Below are 4,526 nucleotides of genomic sequence, written 5' to 3' on the forward strand. Positions count from 1 at the left end.
TCACAAAATATGATGGTCCATAGTTGGTTTGTTCTTCCGATGCAAAATGGGGAAACCCATTATTTAAAACTAAAAAGTAAAATTGTCAGGATCGTTGCAGTCAATGAGTGGAAATCGCTAATCTCTCTTCAATTTATTGATATTTCACCGACTGATAGACAGGTATTGCTTCGCTTCTGTTTTGACCGCCAGCTTGCCTATAAGAAAAAAGGGATAGAAATATAATAGATAGGAATAAAAAGTAAAAATTACTCGCATACTTTAAATATATTAACCATGCGGGGAGATCGTTATGAAATCGATTGAAAGAATACTAATAAAAGTTGTCATTATACAGTTCTTATTCCTCTTCATAACCCAATTGTTTTTTCATAAATTTAATATTTTTCCTGAACTCAAACAGCTTACTCAATATGAGGGTGTCACGGATAATAACTTTACGGAATTCCTTGAAACATTCAGGGGGCAATGATAGCAGGTGCTTGCCTGCTATTTTTGTTTTTAATAAATGCTTTTCAAAGTAGAGAGGTAATCATAGTTTTATTCGTTTATTTATGCCATCATATGATAAAATAAAATGGACGAGAAATTGTTTTTGGGAGGCACTATGAATAAAAAAATCTCTATTGCAATTGATGGACCTGCTGCTGCAGGAAAAAGCACTGTTGCAAAAATTACAGCTGAAAAACTATCATATATTTATATCGACACAGGGGCTATGTATAGAGCTTTAACATATAAAGCCATAAATATGAAAATGGACTTAGAGGATGAACTAGGCTTGTTGAATATTTTAAATGAGACAACCATTGAATTATTGCCAGGTGAAGATGGTCAATTCATATATTTAGACGGAAAAAATGTTACAAATGAAATTAGGACTGCTGAAGTAACGAATTCCGTTTCGATTGTTGCAAAACATAAACTCGTTAGAGAAGAAATGGTCGCCAGACAAAAAAGCTTTGCTGAAAACGGCGGCGTTGTTATGGATGGCAGAGATATTGGGACACATGTTCTGCCCAAAGCAGAGGTTAAGATTTTCCTATTGGCATCTGTTGATGAACGAGCGATTCGCAGACATACTGAAAATATCCAAAAGGGCTACCCATCCGATTTAGAGAAATTAAAAGAAGAAATCTCTACAAGAGATAAATTAGATTCAGAACGGGCAGTTGCACCATTGAAAAAGGCGTCAGATGCAATCGAAATTGACACAACCTCATTATCAATCGATCAGGTTGTTGAAAGAATCATGGTGCTTGCTTATGAAAGGATCGGATGACAGTGAATTTATACTCTTTTGCAAAATCAGTCGTTTATGGAATATTAAAGCCAATATACCGCTTTGAAGTAATTGGAACAGAGCATTTCCCTAAAGAAGGCGGTGTTCTGCTCTGTTCTAATCATATTCATAATTTTGATCCGCCTGTAGTCGGTATCAATGCACCAAGGGCAGTACACTTTATGGCTAAGGAAGAATTGTTTCGAGTGCCTATTTTAGGGAAGCTTCTTCCTGATTTAAATGCCTTTCCAGTTAAGAGGGGGATGAGTGATAGGGAAGCTCTAAGAAAAGGACTTGCTATTTTGAAAGAAGGAAAAGTTTTGGGCTTATTTCCTGAAGGGACAAGAAGTAAAACCGGTGAGTTGGGTCAAGGGCTTGCAGGAGCCGGTTTTTTTGCTCTTCGTACCGATGCTGCAATTGTACCATGTGCTATTATAGGTCCATATAAGTCTTTTAAAAGATTGAAAGTCGTTTATGGAAAGCCGATAGACATGGCTCCTTTACGTGAAAAGAAAGCTTCCGCGGAGGAGACGACTGAATTAATTATGAGTGAAATTCGCAAACTGATAAATGAGAATAGCTAACCTTCTTACTTGACAAAAGAAGTGGTTTATAAGAAGTTAGTTAAAAGGCGAATTTTATCATTAGATATTGCGAAGGCGCTTCCGCCTTTCAAATAAGGAGGAATACATATGTCAGAAGAGATGAATCAAGTTGAAGTGAGAAATTTCGAAATTGGCGATAAGGTTTCCGGCCAGGTTACAAAGGTTGAAGAGAAGCAAGTAATTGTAAACATCAATGATAGCAAGCTTGATGGAATTATCCCTATTAGTGAATTATCAAGTCTTCATGTAGAGAAAGCAAGTGATGCTGTTTCAGAAGGAGATCAGCTGGAGCTTGAAGTTTTAAAGGTAGAAGAGGATGCATTAATTCTATCAAAACGAAAAGTAGATGCTGAAAAGTCATGGGCTGATCTTGAAGAGAAATTTAATAACGGTGTAATTTTCGAAGCTGAAATTAAGGATGTTGTTAAAGGCGGTTTAGTCGTTGACCTTGGTGTCAGAGGATTTATCCCTGCTTCATTAGTTGAAGATTTCTTTGTTGAGGATTTTTCAGACTACAAAGGAAAAACAATGACCTTTAAAATCGTTGAGCTTGAAAAGGATAAAAATCGTTTAATTCTCTCTCATCGGGCTGTTGTCGAGGAAGAAAAGGGTAAGCAAAAAAATCAAATCCTTGATTCTTTAGAGGCAGGACAGGAATTAGAAGGAACTGTTCAAAGAATTACTGATTTTGGCGCTTTTGTTGATATTGGCGGCATAGATGGACTTGTTCATATATCCCAGCTTTCTCACGAGCATGTGAGCACCCCTTCAGAAGTAGTAGAAGAAGGTCAAAAAGTCCAAGTAAAGGTTCTAAGTGTTGATCGGGCAAGTGGACGAATTTCTTTATCAATTAAAGAAACTCAGCCAGGACCATGGTCAAATATATCTGAAAAAGCTCCAAAGGGTAGTGTGCTTGACGGAGTAGTAAAAAGACTTGTTTCATATGGTGCGTTTGTAGAGCTTTTCCCTGGTGTAGAAGGACTTGTTCATATTTCTCAAATTTCACATAAACATATTGCAACTCCGCATGAAGTGTTAAAAGAAGGTCAAGAAATCAAAGTTAAAGTTTTAGACGCAAATGAACAAGAACAGCGTTTATCTCTAAGCATTAAAGAGCTACAGGAAAAAGAACCAGATTATGTTACTGATTATGAACTCCCAGAGGAATCAAAAGGATTTCAGCTCGGCGAAATGATTGGGGATCAATTAAAGAATTTAAAATGATAATGGTGATAAATGGTGTCTAGATCAAAACGTAAATGGGATCATATTCAATTAGCTTTGACTACAGGGCAGAAAAGGCTATCAGGTTTTGATGATATTACCTTTATTCACCAAAGTATGCCTCATACTTCATTAGATCAGGCAACTTTAAATGTAAAAATTGGCGAACTTTCTTTAAGTTCGCCAATTTTTATAAATGGGATGACAGGCGGTGGAGGTGAGCAGACTTTACGAATTAATCGTGAATTGGCAATGGCTGCAAAAGCAATGGGAATGGCAATTGCTGTCGGTTCGCAAATGTCTGCTCTTAAGAATCCTTCAGAAAGAAAATCTTATGAAGTCGTTCGAAAGGAATATCCAGACGGCATTATTTTTGGAAACCTCGGCAGTGAAGCAACAGTGGACCAAGCAAAAGCCGCCATTGACATGATTAATGCTGATGCATTGCAAATTCATTTAAATGTAGTTCAGGAACTAACAATGCCTGAAGGAGACCGAGACTTTCGAACAGCCCTTCACCGTATAGAAGCGATTGTAAAGGCCGCTAATGTACCGATCATCGTTAAAGAAGTAGGCTTTGGAATGAGTAGAGAAACGGTATTAATGCTGCGTTCTATCGGTGTTTCGGCTGTCGATGTTGGAGGGTTTGGCGGCACTAATTTTGCTAGAATAGAAAATGAACGGCGAAATAGAGAACTATCCATTTTTAATGAATGGGGTATTCCCACTGCAGTATCAATTATTGAAGCGAAAGAAAACTCAAAAGATGTATCTATTATAGGTTCTGGGGGAGTTCAGACAAGTCTTGATATTGCAAAAGCAATAGCCCTTGGAGCCGAGGCTGTTGGAATGGCTGGCTTTGTTCTTAGTATTTTAATGAATAAAGGCATAGAAGCATTAATAGAAGAGCTTCAAATCATACAGGATGAGATTAAGATGATCATTACTGCATTAGGTGCAAGTAATGTATCAGAGTTGCAGCAAGCTCCATTAATCATTTCAGGAAAAACCCATCATTGGTTAAATGAAAGAAGCATCGATACAAAAAAATACAGTCAGAGAATAATCTCTAAATAACAAAAAAGCTCTTGCTATGTAAATCAGCAAGAGCTTTTTCTACGTCTAGCTACAGCGCCTACCCCCGACGTACAGGACGTACTAGTGTCGACAATGCGACAGGACAAGGAAGACTTCGGAAGCGTAATCATCGCACGACCAAAAGTGAAGCTTTTGGGAGGACGTCGCGTTTTTGTCGACCTCGAGGTCACAAGCTTGTCTAGTTTCGGCTCCTAGGGACTCGAGACATAAGCCAATCCCTTCCAGAAGGCAAAATACGCCTTCCTGCAGGGCTCGTCTTATTCTTGTCGTCCCTGATCAGTCGCCTACACTTTTCGATCAATCCTTCCAGAAAGGTA

At 38.1% G+C, this 4,526-nt stretch carries 5 protein-coding genes and 1 pseudogene; all 6 read left to right on the top strand.

The features are described 5' to 3' along the window. Positions 1-225, top strand: a pseudogene (locus V7149_RS14895) (pilus assembly protein PilZ); the annotation flags it as partial. A 67-nt stretch (positions 226-292) separates the two neighbouring features. Further along, positions 293-472: a YpfB family protein gene (locus V7149_RS14900; protein WP_066294227.1), complete on the top strand. Its 180-nt coding sequence runs from the start codon at positions 293-295 to the stop codon at positions 470-472. A gap of 135 nt (positions 473-607) precedes the next feature. Then, a complete protein-coding gene (gene cmk / locus V7149_RS14905) occupies positions 608-1,282 on the top strand; it encodes a (d)CMP kinase (RefSeq protein WP_335346399.1) in 675 nt (224 codons plus the stop codon). Between the two features lie 2 nt (positions 1,283-1,284). Further along, complete coding sequence (locus tag V7149_RS14910) at positions 1,285-1,866, top strand: lysophospholipid acyltransferase family protein (protein ID WP_335346400.1); 582 nt, start codon at positions 1,285-1,287, stop codon at positions 1,864-1,866. Between the two features lie 108 nt (positions 1,867-1,974). Beyond that, positions 1,975-3,111 (top strand): 30S ribosomal protein S1, encoded by a 1,137-nt coding sequence (gene rpsA / locus V7149_RS14915; protein WP_335346401.1) that lies wholly within the window; start codon positions 1,975-1,977, stop codon positions 3,109-3,111. Positions 3,112-3,126: 15 nt separating this feature from the next. After that, on the top strand, positions 3,127-4,188 hold the full coding sequence (fni, locus tag V7149_RS14920; protein WP_335346402.1) for a type 2 isopentenyl-diphosphate Delta-isomerase: 1,062 nt from the start codon (positions 3,127-3,129) through the stop codon (positions 4,186-4,188). Positions 4,189-4,526 lie beyond the last annotated feature (338 nt).

The sequence above is a fragment of the Bacillus sp. JJ1503 genome (assembly GCF_036965125.1).
GTDB lineage: Bacteria > Bacillota > Bacilli > Bacillales > Cytobacillaceae > Cytobacillus.